General features: G+C 39.5%; 10 protein-coding genes, 1 tRNA gene and 1 pseudogene. 6 read left to right on the plus strand and 6 right to left on the minus strand.

What is annotated here, in order from left to right:
- Positions 1-2 precede the first annotated feature (2 nt).
- Both cas1 and cas2 read left to right on the plus strand, forming a co-directional pair.
- Positions 3-940, plus strand: a pseudogene (cas1, locus tag C7379_RS04315) (type II CRISPR-associated endonuclease Cas1).
- A gap of 24 nt (positions 941-964) precedes the next feature.
- Complete coding sequence (gene cas2 / locus C7379_RS04320; RefSeq protein WP_116616149.1) at positions 965-1,303, plus strand: CRISPR-associated endonuclease Cas2; 339 nt, start codon at positions 965-967, stop codon at positions 1,301-1,303.
- A gap of 1,894 nt (positions 1,304-3,197) precedes the next feature.
- On the opposite strand, the gene C7379_RS04325 is transcribed toward cas2, so the two are convergent.
- Positions 3,198-3,270, minus strand: a tRNA-Lys gene (locus C7379_RS04325).
- A gap of 511 nt (positions 3,271-3,781) precedes the next feature.
- Positions 3,782-5,449, minus strand: a complete 1,668-nt coding sequence (locus tag C7379_RS04335; RefSeq protein ID WP_116616151.1) for a formate--tetrahydrofolate ligase — start codon at positions 5,447-5,449, stop codon at positions 3,782-3,784.
- A gap of 368 nt (positions 5,450-5,817) precedes the next feature.
- Here C7379_RS04335 and C7379_RS04340 point away from each other — a divergent pair, with 368 nt between their 5' ends.
- Positions 5,818-6,183, plus strand: coding sequence for a hypothetical protein (locus tag C7379_RS04340; RefSeq protein WP_133241870.1), 366 nt, complete (start codon positions 5,818-5,820; stop codon positions 6,181-6,183).
- A 465-nt stretch (positions 6,184-6,648) separates the two neighbouring features.
- Here C7379_RS04340 and C7379_RS04345 read toward each other — a convergent pair whose 3' ends face one another.
- Together C7379_RS04345 and C7379_RS04350 are read right to left on the minus strand one after the other, a co-directional pair.
- Entirely contained in the window at positions 6,649-7,560 is a 912-nt protein-coding gene (locus C7379_RS04345; RefSeq protein WP_116616153.1) for a sugar phosphate nucleotidyltransferase, read from the minus strand.
- A 297-nt stretch (positions 7,561-7,857) separates the two neighbouring features.
- Positions 7,858-12,252 (minus strand): acyl-CoA dehydratase activase-related protein, encoded by a 4,395-nt coding sequence (locus C7379_RS04350; protein WP_116616154.1) that lies wholly within the window; start codon positions 12,250-12,252, stop codon positions 7,858-7,860.
- 175 nt (positions 12,253-12,427) lie between these two features.
- On the opposite strand from C7379_RS04350, the gene C7379_RS04355 reads away from it, so the two are divergent.
- The 3 genes from C7379_RS04355 (at position 12,428) to C7379_RS04365 (ending at position 14,707) form a co-directional block, all read left to right on the plus strand.
- Positions 12,428-13,117, plus strand: a complete 690-nt coding sequence (locus C7379_RS04355; protein ID WP_165815022.1) for a GIN domain-containing protein — start codon at positions 12,428-12,430, stop codon at positions 13,115-13,117.
- 426 nt (positions 13,118-13,543) lie between these two features.
- Positions 13,544-14,011: a hypothetical protein gene (locus C7379_RS04360; protein ID WP_116616156.1), complete on the plus strand. Its 468-nt coding sequence runs from the start codon at positions 13,544-13,546 to the stop codon at positions 14,009-14,011.
- A gap of 135 nt (positions 14,012-14,146) precedes the next feature.
- Entirely contained in the window at positions 14,147-14,707 is a 561-nt protein-coding gene (locus tag C7379_RS04365; protein ID WP_207773389.1) for a DUF3256 family protein, read from the plus strand.
- 97 nt (positions 14,708-14,804) lie between these two features.
- Here C7379_RS04365 and C7379_RS04370 read toward each other — a convergent pair whose 3' ends face one another.
- Both C7379_RS04370 and C7379_RS04375 read right to left on the minus strand, forming a co-directional pair.
- Positions 14,805-16,271: an SLC13 family permease gene (locus C7379_RS04370; protein ID WP_116616158.1), complete on the minus strand. Its 1,467-nt coding sequence runs from the start codon at positions 16,269-16,271 to the stop codon at positions 14,805-14,807.
- Between the two features lie 417 nt (positions 16,272-16,688).
- Positions 16,689-17,084 (minus strand): DUF1573 domain-containing protein, encoded by a 396-nt coding sequence (locus tag C7379_RS04375; protein ID WP_116616159.1) that lies wholly within the window; start codon positions 17,082-17,084, stop codon positions 16,689-16,691.
- Positions 17,085-17,897: the final 813 nt, after the last annotated feature.

Consider the following 17,897-nt stretch of genomic DNA (forward strand, 5'->3'; position numbering starts at 1 on the left):
GTATGATAAAGAAAACGCTTTGCTTTAACAATGCGGCTTACCTTAGCTTGCGAAACGAGCAATTGCTTATCCATATACCAGAGGTTGTAAGCCAAAAAGATTTGCCAAAGCCATTATTACAAGAAGCTGAGCGCACTATTCCAATAGAAGATATTGGAGTAGTGGTGCTCAATAGCCTACGTATTACCATTACCACAGGTGTCATGCAAGCTCTTTTGGCTAACAATGTTGCTGTTATAACGTGCGACGCAAAAGGCTTGCCAGTAGGGCTGCAATTACCTTTGTCGGGTAATACGCTGCAAAACGAACGTTTTAGACATCAGTTAGACGCTTCGTTGCCATTGCGTAAACAATTGTGGCAGCAAACTACGAAGCAAAAAATCCTTAACCAAGAGGCTATACTTCGCCATAACACCGAAGCAGAAACTAAATGTATGCGGGTTTGGGCTAACAATGTACGAAGTGGCGATCCTGATAACCTGGAGGCAAGAGCAGCCGCTTATTATTGGAAAAACATCTTTCCTTCGGTTCCGCTATTTACAAGAGAAAGAGAAGGAGTTCCTCCTAATAACTTGCTCAATTATGGTTATGCCATATTAAGGGCTGTTATAGCAAGAGCTTTGGTAGGTAGCGGACTTTTACCTACCTTAGGCATTCATCACCATAATAAGTATATAATGCTTATTGCTTAGCCGATGATATAATGGAACCTTATCGTCCGTATGTAGACAAAATGGTAATAGACATTATGCATCAAGAAGATAGCATTGATCAGCTTACAAAAGATATTAAGTTTAGATTGTTAGGCATTCCTGCGATTGATGTTATTATTAAAGGTAAGCGTAGCCCACTTATGATTGCTGCACAACAAACTACTGCATCACTTTACAAGTGTTTTTCAGGGGAGTATAAAGCTATATTATACCCCGAAGTTACATAATTACCTTTTTTCATATCATCTATTATGCCTTTAGACAGACTTAGCGAATATCGTGTTATGTGGATACTTGTATTCTTCGATTTGCCTACCGAAACGAAAAAGGAAAAGGAAACCTATATCGATTTTAGAAAATTTCTGATAAAAGATGGCTTTACAATGTTCCAGTTTTCTATCTATGTTCGTCATTGTTCAAGTATGGAAAATGCAGAAGTTCACAAAAAGCATATTCATGACAATCTTCCTAACACAGGAAAAGTTGGTTTGTTGTGCATAACCGATAAGCAATTTGCCGCTATTGAGTTGTTTTATTGCAAAAAGCAGAAGGCTCCTAACGCTCCTTACCAGCAGTTAGAATTATTTTAGGGCGGTTCTATAAATTAGCTTTGACAGATTGCGAGACTATTTTTGTGGTCAATTTGTTTGTGAGTGAAGGAGCATAGCGAGCTATACGACTGAACGAACAAGCAAATTGACCACGAAAAGAGACCGCAAGATGACAAAACGTAAACCGTCCAACATAAATAAAACTTTACGGTGGTAATTTATAGAACCGCCCTTTAATAGCTTATTATTGCTGTCCTTTCATATCACTGTATCGTACGGTTTAGTACACGAAAAAATCCCATTCTGTATGAATGGGATTTGTGTTTGTAGTAGCATTTTTATTTTTCTCTAATATCCTTACAATAGCTTGATAAACAGCTTGTTGTAGCGCCAAAGTTGTTTATGCACCTACAAAGGTAAGAAATTTTAAGCAAATCACAACCACAGGGTAGGGCACACGAATGCTGTCTCGGTTGTTTATGCACCTACAAAGGTAAGAAATTTTAAGCAAATCACAACCGTTACCGAGCGGCACAAAATAGCCGTGAGTTGTTTATGCACCTACAAAGGTAAGAAATTTTAAGCAAATCACAACCACAACAATAGGGGGGTGTGACATAGAGGTGTTGTTTATGCACCTACAAAGGTAAGAAATTTTAAGCAAATCACAACCTTATTCCAAAAGTAACCTTTGTACCGTGTGTTGTTTATGCACCTACAAAGGTAAGAAATTTTAAGCAAATCACAACTAATTAAAAAACAACCACCCGAACATTCTCGTTGTTTATGCACCTACAAAGGTAAGAAATTTAAGCAAATCACAACACTTTCTCCATTCTAAAATCAAGCTCTATTAGACACTTTGCTAACATTGTCATCGAACGATGACTTATGGTCATTTACACTCATTGCCTCTTCGATAGCGATATTGTTGATTCTGTTCATGATTGTTTTTCATTGTGGGCAGGTGGTTAATCGGCTCAGCTGATATTTAATGGGGGAGCTAAAGGCTCAGTAGGCATTTACTTTTGGGAGCACCGTAGGTTCCCCTACGATTGTGGCAACCATGTATAATCGCAAACAGGATTAAAAACAGGAAGATATGATGTAGGCATAAAAGTTCATACGTGTAAGTTTCTACTGCACTCAGACGCTTCTTGAATCCGGTGTAGTTGTCTTCATTCATTCTTTGCTCCCCATTCTTCACCCTTCACTCCTTAGTCTTCATTTTGTAAAATATAATTACTGTTTTTTGATCATTATTTTCGAGTCATCCAGAGCAAAAAGGGCTATCTTTTTTTGTCAAAACAAAGTCGAGCATTACCAAAAATCATAAGAGTGCCGCGATTGGTGCTTGCTCGTAGCATGATTAGGCCTTATTGGCAGCGCGGAAGAGCCTCAATCACACTGCGATTACAACCTTATCATCATGCCATTTGATACTCAACCGCAGACCACAAAATAGGAGAATAAAGGCTGTTTTTTAAAAGATGCTGAATGTCAGCAATTTACAGACCGTCGCAGATTTCGCGTATTTCGGACGATGGCAAACTTATTTTTAAATAAGCGAATTTGAGAGGGTTATTTGTTCAAATAATTGACTATTTCTAATTTTTCAAAAAATGCGTTCGGGACAAGCAGGGTTTTAAAGAGAAAAAACGAAAATGCGCAAACATTCTGTCGCCATCTCGAAGCGTACACACTCACCATTCGCCCCTCCTATGTTGTACAGGGCGAGTATCTCTTCAAAAAAAATACGGGCATTTATTGTGGGTTAATCTCAATAGCAAAATGAAACTCCATACTTTTTCTACTGAGCCATAACTCCTCTAAATGTGCTATTTAGCTAACAAGTGGCTTGTATAAACGGAAAAGAGGACTTCATTGCTGAAATCCTCTTTTTAGTACTTTGTGACCCGCATGGGCCATCAAGTGATCCGTTTGGGGCTCGAACCCAAGACCCCAACATTAAAAGTGTTGTGCTCTACCAACTGAGCTAACGGATCATTATTTATATACTTATCTTTTATAAGCGTGTGCAAAGGTAAGAAGTTTTTGTCACATTTGCAAATTATTTCATTCTTTTTTAACAATGAAAAATTCAACTCCAAAATACAACTATGTTTGACAAATTAAGAAAAAAGGTTCAAGCGGCGTTCTGAGCTCTAACTTCTTTCTTGGTTTTGCGTTTAGTTTGTATTGATAATTTTTGATTATTGCATCAGTAAACTCATTAATAATCACTTTGTTTAGGAATATGCCACTACCATATATGACGGAGGATAAGTTTGTCATCATATTGCCCATGAACTTCAAATAACAGACAACCCTTAATGTTGCCAAAAATTTAAGGGTTATTTTTTTAGTGTGAAAAACAGCAAAAAATGGATATTTACGTCCTATCCACTATATATAGCAAAAGGCAGGGTGCGTGGCGCATCCTGCCTTTTTTGATCTCTCTTGCCATTTGTCTATGTGGTAGATAATAGCAATAAGCTTAAATGAGAGGTGTGTGAATTATGACAGTCCTTGGATAAATCCATCGTCAATGTCTATGCGCTCAGCTTGCGGCGACTTGGGCAGGCCTGGCATACGCATAATCTCACCTGCAATAGCCACTATCATCTGAGCGCCCGCATTGATGACAAAGTCGCGAATGGTTATGTCAAATCCTGTCGGTACACCATAAGCCTTAGCATCATCAGAGAAAGAGTATTGGGTTTTGGCTATGCAGACTGGGTAGTGGCTGAACTCGCCACCCTCTATGGTACGCAGTTTGCGCATGGCCGATGGTTTGATTACAACTCGTACTGCACCATAGATGCCCTTAGCTATTTTTTCAATCTTATCCTGAATGGTGTCGTTCTCTTCGTAGACGTAATGTAATTGCTTGGACGGATGCTCGTCAATGGTCTTCACCACAAGACGTGCCAAGTTCTCGGCACCAACGCCGCCATCTGTATAAGCGGTATTGATGGCAAAAGGCACATTCAGTTTTTCGCAATGATTGCGCACGATTTCAAGCTCACTCTCTATGTCGGTGGCAAACCGGTTAAGACACACCAAGACTGTTTGACCAAAGCGACGCAGGTTTTCTATGTGCTTGTCCATATTAGCCAAACCATCAATAAGTGCGCTCTCATTAGGTGCTACAAGATTGTCTTGTGTCACGCCACCGTGCATTTTCAGTGCCTGCAAAGTTACCACGAGTACTGATAACTTAGGTTGTAAGCCAGCTTTTCGGCACTTGATATCGAAAAATTTCTCTGCACCGAGGTCTGCACCGAAGCCTGCCTCCGTGATAGCATAATCGCCAAAGGTCATAGCTGCCTTGGTGGCTATGATGCTATTGCAGCCGTGCGCGATGTTAGCAAAAGGTCCACCATGAATAAAACAAGGCGTGTTCTCAGTGGTCTGCACAAGGTTGGGGTTGATACTCTCATGCAAAATAGCTGTTATGGCACCCGCTACGCCCATGTCGCGCACCCGAAACGGCTTGCCGTCAAGGGTTGTGCCAAGCAGTATATTGTCGATACGCTCGCGTAGATCGGTCTCATCCTTGGCCAAACAGAGTATAGCCATAATTTCCGAAGCGGGCGTAATGTCGAACCCTGTCTCGCTAATCAAACCATTGGCATGGCCACCCACGCCTGTGACCACGTCGCGAAGGGAGCGGTCGTTAACGTCGAGCACACGTCGCCAAGTTTTCTCTTTAAGGCCAAATCCATCTTTCTGGTGTTGGTATTCGTAATTGTCCAACAATGCTGCAATAAGATTATTGGCTGCCGTGACCGCATGAAAATCGCTCGTGAAGTGCAGGTTTATCTTCTCCATAGGCACTACTTGGGCGTAACCACCACCTGCCGCGCCTCCTTTCATACCAAAACAAGGCCCCATAGAAGGCTCTCTCAGGGCAATAACCGCCTTCTTTCCTATACGGTTCAAGCCAAGACCCAATCCTATGCTCACCGTGGTTTTGCCCACACCAGCTTTTTGTGGCGTGATAGCAGTTACGAGAATGAGATTGGATCGTTTCACTTTTTCTTCGTCAATAAGTGTGTAAGGCACTTTGGCCACATACTTTCCATAGTGGTCTAAAGCGTCCACAGGAATGTCAACGCGCTCTGCAACGCGCTCAATGGGTAGCAATTTCGCCTCGTGGGCGATCTGACTGTCGGTTTTCATTGTTGTCGATTTATAAGATTAAAGGTGCCCTAATGATAGGTACACGTGTTTTTTCATAATAAGAAGTAATTTAACTTCATAGTAGTGAGCAATCACAAAATCACATGCAATGATACAAATTTCAGATGAGACTAACAAATGTTTGTCGTAAAAATTGATGTTTAAATCCAATAGTTTTCTAAATAATTTAAGAAAACTCACGTAATGTCGTATCAAACCATAAGATTTGACGTGTTTCTCTAATCGATTTGAGAACTGCAATTTCTATACTGATTTCTGTTGAAACACGGAAAAAGGCAGTATGGCAATCAGGGCCATCTATATCTGTTTCTTAACAACATAGGATGAGGTGCCACAAAACTATTGATGTGGAAATTCTGCTTGAGGTTTCGGAAAAAATCTATGTCCCACTTTTCCATGTACAAATTGACAATGTTTTCTGCGGAAAGTTTCATGTTACTGATCAGGAGTTCCATAATGAAGCCTTGCTCGGCATTATACACTGCAATTCTTCGTATATGTTTCGGATATTGTTCGTATGTTTCATTTCTTGTCAGGCTGACAATCTCATCAATGAGTACATCCGAATGAGCATTGTCGGACAATTCGCACTCTTCTATGTGCTCATAGAGCAGGTTGTTCTTCTCCCTGACTACGACGAATACTTTGATGCTGTCCCAAAAATTCAGCAGGAGCGTGGAAATTATCCCATATTAACCGCCATTGTGTGGTGAAAGCTTTTTATAATATTCTTTGTCCGAAAAACTTTATGTTCGCACTTCCAATATTTGCCGTCTATACGACAGATATTGGATGCTTACAAAAAAGATATTAATGTTATTATAAAGAAATATTTCTTAAAAAAAGAGATTTAAAAGTTTGTTATCTAAGAATATTAATGTTATCTTTGCATCTGTTATCCTGAAAACAATCTTTTTACCTTGAAAAAAACTAATTCCTATTGAAGATTAGAAGCGATTGCCTGTGAAGGCCATCGCTTTTTTGAAGATGTCATCTGAACTGTGTCATACTCTAAAATAATAAAGCATGTCCGCACCTCCTTGGGAGGGGATATTTGCTGCGCAAAAACATTGCACTTCTATCCTGACGCTTATCCTGTTTGTATTAAATCTACATTCACGGTGAGCTCTTATATCCATGTGCTATTACACGAATACCGAAGAAAAAGATGTAGTTTCTTAAAACAATTTTTCTGGATAAACACCTTCGCTCACTAATTTCTGTATCTTAGCCACCACTCCAGGGCGATCGGCGGCATAGGTTACACCAAACCACTTGCTTGTGGTATCTAACACTTTAACAGTAGCTGTGTTTTCATTAATGAGTTTGTTAACCATCAGTGGAATGAAAAACTCAGCTTTTTTGTTCTCCATATTTTCTGGGGACGAAAGGAACTCTTTGAAATATTCCATGCTGTATTCAAAATAATCGGGTGTAAATCCCCATACATTCATTGAAACAGGTGTGTTTTTATCCACCGTTACCCATTTCTCTTTTTCATCCTTGTATTGAATGTCCTCACCATGGCGTTCTATCTCAGTACGCTCAACGACCGTGGCAAGGTTTCCTTTCTCATCCTTCGTACAAATTCCTCGTGCTACGGTTCCATTCTCGCTCAACGTGTTATCAATGCGGAAGCCTACCATGGCATAACGATTCTTACTATCTTCAGGAAGGTCTGCCAAGAATTTCCCGATAACCTTGAAACAGTCTCGATTATAAAAATCGTCACAATTGATTACACAAAACGGTTCTTTAATAACATCTTTAGCCATCAGCACCGCATGGTTAGTTCCCCATGGTTTTTCACGCCCATCGGGTACCGTAAATCCTTCAGGAATGGCGTCTATACCTTGAAACACAAGTTCTGCGGGAATGTGTCCTTCATATTTGGATAACACTTGCTTACGAAATTGTTCTTCAAAATCTTTGCGTATCACAAAAACAATCTTTCCAAATCCTGCTTGGATAGCATCATAAATGGAGTAATCCATGATAGTCTCACCATTGGGGCCCAATCCATCCAATTGTTTGAGACCACCGTAACGACTGCCCATACCGGCAGCAAGAAGTAACAATGTTGGTTTCATAATACAAAGTTTGTTTTTAATATTAGTTGATTTCTGAAATGCAAATTTAGCTATTTTTATTGAGTATCTAATACCTAAAAGAGAAAATCAACAAATTATTTCTTTTATTATGAGCTCCTTTTAGTTATTTGGCTTTGATACTTTTTATTTTTCTTACATCATTTATAATTTTTATTTTTCCATAAATCATGAAATTAGTTAAATAGAGAGTCTCCGTAATAATTTTATATCTACGTAACCATTCTGTTTCACATATGGCTTATGCCCTGAGCAAATTTGGAAACGGAATAGTTACGTTTAAACCGCAATGCTATCGAGAAAGAGAAGCAATCGGTTGACAACGTTCACAGATGAAACTCCAGAGTCAAAATCAAGGGATACAAGATTAAGTTGAGGGTATCGGTTTTTGAGTTTCTTTTCGATGCCTTTCGAAACTATATGGTTGGCGATACAACCAAAGGGTTGTAAGCTCACAACATTAGTAACACCTTGCTTTACCATGCTTATAACATCACTCGGCAACAGCCAACCCTCCCCAAACTGCGCGGCTAATGAAACGATGCCATCCACTTCTTTTGCTTCTTCAAATATATTGGTAAATGGACGGAAATACCTAAAACGTGAGGCTATTTTGTTGATTTTCTTTTGTCTACGCCATATCAAGCTATAAATGCTTTTAACGACAAAGTCGGGTACATTCGAATGACATAGTCCCATTTGTTTCTCAACAATAACATTGACAAAGTTTTGCAGAAAAAATGGTGACAGAAGAGCGGGTACAACCTCAATATTTTTGGATAGTATTTTATCTACCAGGAACTGATGCGCAAAAGGATTAAATTTCAAGAAGATCTCGCCAACAATTCCAACTGTCTGCACGTCTCGTTCTTCTGTGATTGCATTAAATTCCTCTGCTGCTTGGGCAATTAGATTCATAAGTCCCTTGGGGCTGTTCTTTAGTATTTGTGTAGAGGCCAAATTTAAATATTTGTCGCGTAAAGCGAGGGCGGCATTGCTCGATTTAGCTCTAACTACAATGGCATCCCTTTTTAATCTTACCACTGATGAGTGGTAAAATTTTGAGATTGTATCACCATATAGAAATGTTGTCGTAATGATTGGGGCAAACTTAATCCAAGGCACATCAAGTTTGCCGCTTTGGTTTTTATCCTCCTCTTCCGCGCTCGTAGACACTCCAAGCGTGATTAATGGCACTTTGTCAAAGCCGTTGGCTTGCATGGCACGTCGAATGAGCGCGGCATAATTAGTGGCTCTGCATTGTCCACCCGTTTGAGTCATAACCACAGATATTTTGTCAAGGTCGTATTGTCCGGAACGCAATGCTTTGACAAAATCGCCAACAATCAGTGTCGCAGGATAACACACTTCGTTATTGGCATACTTCAATCCATACTTGGCACTTTCAGAATCGCTCGGAGGAAGCACCTCGACATCCCAGCCAAAAAGTCGGCAAAGAGATGGCAACAAAGGAGTGAGATACTCCGTAAAGTAAGGCGCCAAAATGTGACGTGAAATTGGCGGAAGCGCATTTGCCTCTTCATGGCTTGTGTTTGATTTTATGACACCCTTTCTGTCATGCGCGGATAACTTTCCTGCTTTGTTCCCCCCTCGAAGAGATTCGACAAGAGACCTTACGCGAAGTTTAAGACTGCCAATATTGCTTACATCATCTATTTTTAATAATGTGAAAGGTTTTCCATGGCGTTTCAGAATGCCTCGAACCTCATCTTGTATGAAAGAATCTGGTCCACATCCGAAAGATGTCATCTGCACAAAGTGTACATCGTTTGGTTGTTCTGCGCACCATTGGCCCGCTTTGATGATGCGACTCATGTAAGCCCACTGCTTAACAAGGTATGTGTCGCCAGCGCTTGTATTGAAATCGTTGCGCACTATATCCTCAGAAATGACATTTACGCCCAATGACGCTATCATTTCAGATAGTTTGTGTTGTACCAAGGGGTCGGTGTGGTAGGGGCGACCAGCCAGCAAAATCGTCAAATTGCCATTTGCTCTTCCATCTGCGAGAATTTCCTCCGCCATTTTTTTGACTTCACTTGTATAGGCGTCTTGTGCCAATATGGCGGCACTATAAGCTTTGTCAATAGTACTTTTGCACACACCGAGTTTCTTGAGATAACCGAAAATTTGTTTTTTCAAAAGAGCTTTATCCCTAAAATTGATAACCGGAGAATCCACATGCGTACGCAATTTCATGGCGCCTCGTATCACATCAGAGTACGCGGAGACAATGGGGCAGTTGTAGCTGTTTATATTTCTGTTATCGTCTTGCTGTTCATAAACAACATAAGGCATAAAGATAAATCCTGTTTTGTCACCGTTGAGTTTCGATATTTTATCATCAAGTTCTTGGATATGCGCATGCACGAGTTTGGCAGGGAAACAGATATTGTCACTCATCACGCTTCCCAATGCCTCCTCGTAGCGATGGAAGGTAGATTCATCGCTAAGCATTATACCAAACCCAGCTGTTGTAAACAGGGCGTGCCAAAATGGATAATCCTCATACATGTTCAACACGCGAGGTATGCCGACAACACGTTGGCAAGATGGTTTCTCTGCACACTTTCTGTCAAAAAGCAGCTTGTATTTGTAGACATAGATGTTTTTGCCTTTTGAAGCCCCCTTGCCCTTGTTGTTGAAAATACGCTCGCACTTGTTCCCAGAGTAAAATTTATGGGTGCCGGCAAATGTATACTGGGTTACGAAGCAGTTATTTTCACAACCTTTACAATTGAGCAACTTGGTATTATAAGCTGATACGGATAATAGGTCTGCTATGCTTCGAGAACACTTTACATTTTTTTGCTCAAACAGATTGATTGCATTGAGCGCGCATCCATACGCTCCCATCATCTCTGGCATGTTGCCACGGGCCACCTTGGTGCCAGTCAACAGTTCAAAAGCACGTACGACAGAGTCGTTTTTCATAGTGCCACCTTGCACTACTATCTTGTTGCCAAGATGTTCATTCCCATGAAGTTTCAACACTTTGTATAAGCAATTGCGTACCACGGAATATGACAATCCACATGCTATATCCTCAATTGTAACTCCCTCGCGCATCACTTGTTTCACCTTGGAGTTCATAAACACCGTGCATCTCGTGCCGAGATCGCAAGGTTTTTGGGCATTGCAGGCCAATCGGGCAAAGTCTTCCACTTCGTAACCAAGGTTGTGCGCGAAAGTCTGAATGAATGTCCCACATCCTGACGAGCACGCCTCGTTCAGCTCCATGCGCACTACAACCTCGTTCTCCACAAAGATAGCTTTCATATCTTGGCCACCAATGTCGAGTATAAACGACACATTGGGCATAAGATGAGCTGCCGCGCGATAATGAGCCATCGTCTCTATAATTCCGTCATCCAAATTGAATGCCGTTTTGATGAGTTCCTCTCCATATCCTGTAGAGCAAGAACCCACAATGTGTATATCAGCCCCCACCTTGTCCGCTGCTTTTTGCAGGCGTAGCAAACCGTCAGACACGGCCTTGATAGGATTGCCAAGATTCATGGCATAATCTTTGAAAACAATTTGGCCTTTACCCTCCTTGTTCATTCTTACAGCCACTATTTTAGTGGTGGTGGAACCAGAGTCAACGCCTATGACCACTTCTTCCACGCCACGTTTTAAGGGATAGAGTGGGGTAGCATATTGTTGTTTAGATTTCAACCAATTTTGGTAATGTGCCACATTTTCAAACAGTGGCGGCAGCCCTTCTTGAGCATCGGTTTTGTCGTGCCTTGACGTGGAGCCTGTGCCGGTGACTACTTTGCAGTTTCTTTGATCCGCTCGAGAGCGGTCAACGAGCTTTTGTGCAGACTGCGCCAACAATCCTTTGAACTCGGATAATTTCCTCGGTTTTGTATCGCCGGATTTAAATGCGCAACCCATTGCAGGTATCAGATTGCCATTTTCAGGTACGGTCAAATCGTCGTATGGTATCTTAAGGTATTCAGAAAACGCTTTTCGCAGAGCTGGCAGAAATGTGAGAGGGCCGCCACAAAGCAATATTGGAGGAGTGAAGTCGCATCCGCGGCTAAGCGTTGTTACAGTTTGAACGGCAATACTATGGAAAATACTGGCAGCAATGTCACTTTTTGGCAAATTGCGCGACATGAGATTTTGAACGTCTGTCTTAGCAAACACTCCACATCTTGCTGCCATTGGATAAACATGTTGGGCCTTTTCGGCCAACGCGCTCATTTTTGCGTTGTCACAACCCATAAGCACCGACATTTGGTCTATGAAAGCTCCCGTACCTCCCGCGCAGTTACCATTCATGCGCAGATCCATACTTTTGCCATTGAAGAAAACCACCTTGGCATCTTCGCCACCAATATCAACAAGTGTTTTAACCTTCGGATAACGTTCGCGCACAAACACTGTGGCCGCCACTACTTCTTGCACAAAATCGGCTTTTAGCTGCTCTTTTGTTTGCATACCTACCGACCCCGTGACGCATAGTTTCGTTTCTATATCGCCGAACCGCTGGTATATTTCATCAATATACTTGGACACCAATGCCATAACTTTGGCGTTGTGCCGCTCATAACGCGCAAATACCAAGCGACGGTTGTTATCCAAAACGACAATTTTTGCTGTGGTCGACCCCACGTCAAGACCAATCTGATATATATTGCGCATCTACCAATATCTATTAATAAATCTTTTTCTGAAATAAAGCTTTCTTTAATTTACAAATATACTACAAATACAGAGCTTAAACAAAGATTTTTTATTTTTTTGCAAAAACAGAACGATGCTTGCAACCATTTTTAATTCCATTTCGTCTAAATATAAAACAAACAATGCAGATGACATGAAAAAAACTTTATTATTATTTGTTTCAGTTGTTACGCTATGCTCATGTGGCAATTATTCAAAGACATTCAACAGCACAGAAGTTACCAGCGTGCGCCATGTAAGGCCATTTACAGCTATCAAAATTAAAGGAGCATGTGACGTTTTTTTTGCACAATCCGACACGTTTGGAGCCAAGGTAGTAGGTCCTGAAAGTCGTGTTAATGCCATAAAAACAAGTTTCTCTGGCAACACCCTTGTTGTGAGTGTTGAAAAGAAGTTCGTAGATGTAAATTTGTTTAATAATAATCCTTCTCCTGTGCTATATATCACCTCGCCAGATTTAATAGGCATCTCGATGGAAGGTTCTGGCGATTTTTGTATCAATGGCACGCTTGATACAGACACGCTCAACCTTTATCTAAAAGGGAGTGGTGACATAGAGATGGCAAATGTGATTTGTGACGAGTTTCATTCCACATTGTTGGGAGTTGGGGACATTGATATAAAGTCGCTCACAGCCAAACGAAGCGATGTCAAATTGAAAGGAGTAGGGGATGTTAACATCCATTTTGTAAATAGTGGTTATGCGTCCCTCGACTTGCAAGGCGTCGGCGATATATCTCTATCTGGCAACGTCAAAAAATTCCGAAAGAGAGTGCATGGAACTGGAGATATCAATTTTGACAAACTGCAAGTGGGACAATAGGAACGCTTTTATAACTTCTCTAATCTTTTGTTGATAGCCAGAGCTCATCTTTTAGATAGCTCTGGCTTTCCTTTTTTGTTTAGAACGATATAGTCCTCTTCTACGTTCTTGTCCGCATCTCTTGATACCACCAATTGTTATTACCAAATGTTATTACTCTTGCCACAGTGTTTTTTGTGAAAGTGAAACCATCTCACACTCTTAAAACAACGTCATTTTTTTTCGTGTTTACACGATAATATTAAGTAGACTATTCTTTGGTAATATATATAAAATTGTTTATCTTTGCAGTGCAAGGATAAAAATGGTTTGAAGTATATTATGACTTTTAACTGTTTGTGATATTTTTTATCTTTGCCTACTCAACTTACATAGACCGGTGGACGGATCTATTAAAATAATTTTATTTATTAACAGAAAAAGGAAATGAAAAAAATTCTGATGACACTATGCCTAATGTTTGCGACATTGACACAAGCACAAGAATTGAAGAAGTTGAAGTTCGGAACTATTTTTGATGATGCTATTATAAACATCAAATCTTCACTGGGCGAACCAACAACTTCCGACACTAGCTTAGTTGTTTATCAAAATATCCATTACAGAGGGCTCAAATGGGATAAAATCACTTTCAAATTTGCACAACAAAAGTTATGTGAAGTTCGCTGTTATATGAATAAAAAAAACAAACAGCAAGCACTCACCCAACTTTCTACCATTGCAAAAACTATGAAAAAAGATTATTCCATTACAATGGACTTTGAAGATGATGGCAGCGTTTTTTATGCTGGTGGAGTTTCGCCTATGGGATTCGGCCATCTTTTTACCATCTTTGTTTCTCCTCATAAAAATAGTTGGACTGCCCAAATGCGTTTCGGACCGTTTTCAATTTAATTTTTTTAATGATGTGATGGCAATATTCCTTCGTTTGTAAGGTTATTAATGCAACCAAAAAAAGCAAAGATGAAATTTAAAACGGCATTGTTATGGGGCACTTTTATGATATCCCTACCTACATTTTCGAAGTCAATGGTAGATTTATGGCTGTCAATGCCCATCAAAATGATTCCTTATATAGGGCACGACTCTCGATTGGAAATGACAAAATACGTTTCCACAAACACAAAAAATGAAGTGAAACATAGCTTAGAAGGAACGAGCAAGATAGATACAATCACAGCAGATTATCTCCATATTACTTTAAATAGTGCTGTCGAATTGGACATAAAGCGGCTGCCATATCAAAGTGATGACTCCATCATTTGTGTTGTTCAGACATGGAGTGCACCGCAAAAAGAGAGTAAGGTCTGTTTTTACAATCAAGAATGGCATCCCATACATTTGACAAACCCATTATCCGACAAAGCCAAGTTCTGCCAATTGGTTAAACCAGATACGATGACACAAGAAGATTTTACAAATATAAGTCAGAAACTCAATGTAATATTGGTAAGTGCTTCTCTATCTGTTTCCGACCAGACCATGGTTGTGCATCGCTCTGTTCCTATATTTTCGAGCGAAGAGAACGATAAGATAAAAAATATGTTGCCAACAATAACAATGAAGTGGAATGGATTAAAATTTGAATGAGTTTTCAATTATATACAACCAAAAGGAGCTGTCAAATAGTTTTTGGCAGCTCCTTTCGTTTTCTTTACCATTTAATGGTTTGTTTATTCAATGCTGTTTATAAGATACCCATCTTGCCTACCACTATTAATAATGAGAAACCAATTATCAGCGTGATAAGACCAACTATCAATCCGGTCTTAGCCATATATTTCTGCTCTATGAGACCAGTGGAGTAGGCTATAGCATTCGGTGGAGTGGAAATTGGCAGAGACATTGCTGCAGATGCGGCAATAGCAATACCAATGAGGACAGTAGATGTACCTCCGATAATATCCAACTTGTTGCCCATGCCTTCGCATACAACGGTCAAGATAGGGATCATCAAGGCTGCTGTAGCAGTATTGCTGATAAAGTTTGATAGGAAGTAGCATACCAATCCAGCTATAATTAAAATGACAATTGGGCTCCATTCTCCAAAGGGTATAGATTTGATAGCCACTTCTGCCAATCCTGTTCCATTAAGGGCAAGGCCAAGCGCAAATCCACCAGCAACCATCCAAATAACGCCCCAATCAATGTCACGTAAATCTTTTGACGTGATAACACCCGTAAAAGCAAACACTGCGATAGGTAGCATAGCCACTGTGTTAGCGTTGATACCAAACTGCTTGCCAAATACCCACAAGAAAATTGTTATGGCAAACGTAACTCCAACAACTACCGTGCGCCAATTGTGATGCATATCTCCCTCTATTTTCAATTCTATATTCTTTTTTGAAAATGGGAAAAGTTTGCACATTATGAACCATGCTATGATCAGCAATATGATAACTAACGGTGCCATCACCATCATCCACTGTCCAAAGCCAATGTTCATATCCATTCCTGCAGGATCATTTAAAACCTTGTAAGCGAAAGCGTTAGGAGGCGTTCCAATAGGTGTTCCCATGCCACCAAGATTGGCACCGATAGGGATTGCCATGGTTAGTGCTATACGTCCTTTACCATTAGCTGGCAGAGCCTTAAACACAGGAGTAAGAAAAGTAAGCATCATGGCAGCCGTCGCAGTGTTGGAGATAAACATGGAGAATAACCCAGTGATAAGCATGAATCCCAAGAGGACATTCTTGCTCTTAGTTCCAAACGGTTTGATGAGTGTCTTTGCCATCCATACATCAAGACCCGATTTCGTGGCCGCAATAGCCAAAATAAAACCACCCAAGAAAAGGATGATAGTTGGATCAGCAAAACATGCCATGATACCAACCGAGTCTAAAAGCTGACCGTATTCGCCAGTGTTTCCTTGTAGGAAATTAAAGGACGAGTCACTCACACAGAATAGCAGTACAAAAATAATTGTGACTGACGTTGCCCAAGCTGGGATAGCTTCGGTGAGCCATAAGATAATAGCCATCACAAATATGGCTATTACACGCTGTTGCACAATGGTTAGCCCAGCAATGCCAAAAACAGAGATTGGAAGGTTCCAAACTATCAGGGTGATAATGGCAGCGAATAAAAACCACAAGCCTTTTTTCTTGTTAAAATCTCCCGTAAGAGCTTTAGTTACAGTTTCTTGCATAGAATTTTATAGATTTTTATAGGTTATATAATTAAAAGGAAATTATCAGTTTTTACAGGCACTGACAAATAGTGGTAAGAGTTTGTGATAGGGTTAGGTTGGTCTAAAAAAAATATCTTGCAACATTTTGAGTTTATTTTCAAGGTAAAATGTTAAGTAAGTGATGGTACGTAGCGAGCCACTCAATAAAACGAGCTCGTGTTTTGAATCGTAAAGAAAACTAATGTTGACAAAACGTAATTCATGCTTTTACTTAATATTTATACTTCATAATTATTTTTAGATCCTGCCTTAAGGTTAGTCGTGGACCAGTCTTCGATAAACTCAACTTACAATTGAATATTTTTAGATAATATCAGTTTTATTTAATAAACAAGAAATTCCACATGCAACGACCGTCACATGTGGAACTCAATTCTATTTCTTATCATCTTTGGCTTCTTGCATATTACCTTCAATATACAAGCGTGTCATCTCCGGAACACCATTTGAGCGGATGGTGATAGTCTTCTTGAAATGACCTGGAAATTTACCCTTGCCATTATATGTAACGGTAATAGTACCTTTTTGTCCAGGCTTAATAGGTACCTTGGTGTAAGATGGAACTGTACATCCACAACTGGCTACGGCCTGATTGATAACCAAAGGTTGGTCACCAGCGTTTGTAAAACTGAACGTACATTTCTGAACTGAATTAGACTCTGCGAATGTTCCAAAGTTGTGACTCAATTTGTCAAACTTAATCTGTGCCTGTGCAAATGCTACATTAATGCTTGCAACAAACATCAGAGCTATGATTAAAATTTTCTTCATGTTTCTATTCCTTTTTTAATTTATAAAAAACATAATGCAGCGCAAATGTATGAATTATTTTTGATTTTATCAATTTTTTGGATAGCTTTAACAGTATTTATATATTTTTTATTTCTATTTATCATAACACCTATTATATTTGAACAAACCGTTTTTAGGTACGTTTAAAAACGCCTACAGTATCTCCATGTATTTTGAAGCGTGACATTAACTACCTTTGTTAAGTGAGAAATTCATATACATGCCAAAAAATATATAATTAAAATGATTGATATTTTCAAAGAAGTCTATCTCTCCTTTTGTTTCGAAGACGCTTTTTTAAGTAAGCAAAAAAACATTGAAAACATCTAACAAAACTATTACTGTAGATAAGCTATTTCAAAGCGAAGGGCCAGCTGAGCCCAAATTTGTAAGAAATGAAAGTTTTTTGCAACCATTTGTGATACAAGCACTTATATTTTATCTTTAAAAAATAGCAATAAAAAGTTTTCTAATTGCTTGGTGATCGCTATTTTATCACGTACCAAATAAGTATTATTCACAGCATAAACAGATACCAAACACAGCGTCATAAAGGCTTAATCGCAGTATCAATAGATATTAATAGCAACAGAACGGACCTTTTGATCTTTCTTCGAAGAATTTTTGAGATATATATTTGCCCTATAACGTTGTAGAATGATTGATTTTATAGGTATTAAATTTGTGATATTTTTTAAACATTTCAATTATTGCCATCATATCAAACAAATAAAAAATAAATATCTTTAGCTTTTGATAAATAGGAAAAATGGTAATGCTATATTACAGGAA

This window comes from Hallella colorans, assembly GCF_003096815.1.
In the GTDB taxonomy this organism is placed as follows: domain Bacteria; phylum Bacteroidota; class Bacteroidia; order Bacteroidales; family Bacteroidaceae; genus Prevotella; species Prevotella colorans.